Source organism: Streptomyces sp. NRRL WC-3605, assembly GCF_001509795.1.
Taxonomy (GTDB): Bacteria; Actinomycetota; Actinomycetes; order Streptomycetales; family Streptomycetaceae; genus Streptomyces; species Streptomyces viridochromogenes.
The window spans coordinates 1-313 of record NZ_LLZN01000008.1 but is presented as its reverse complement, the minus strand read 5'-3'; the positions used below and the strand labels follow the sequence as shown (position 1 = coordinate 313).

Genomic DNA, 313 nt, shown 5'->3' with positions numbered 1-313 from the left:
GGCGGGGGATGCTGCGGGTGCTGTCACGGCGTTGGAAGAACTGCTGGCCGACCGGCAGCGGGTGCTGGGCCCAGAACACCCAGACACGCTCAGCACCCGCTTCAATCTCGCCCGCTGGAGGGGTGAGGCGGGGGATGCTGCGGGTGCTGTCACGGCGTTGGAAGAACTGCTGGCCGACGAGGAGCGGGTGCTGGGCCCACAACACCCAGACACGCTCACTACCCGGGGGCACATCGCCGACTGGCGGAGGAAGGCCGGCAGCGTGTAAACGCGGCACACTGGATCAGTGTCGGATGATGCAAGTTTTTATCCG

Annotated in this window: 1 protein-coding gene; it reads left to right on the top strand. The window is 66.5% G+C overall.

Annotated elements, in window-relative coordinates:
* On the top strand, positions 1-268 hold a 268-nt coding region (locus ADL34_RS04260), incomplete at its 5' end, for a tetratricopeptide repeat protein (protein WP_159038887.1).
* Positions 269-313: the final 45 nt, after the last annotated feature.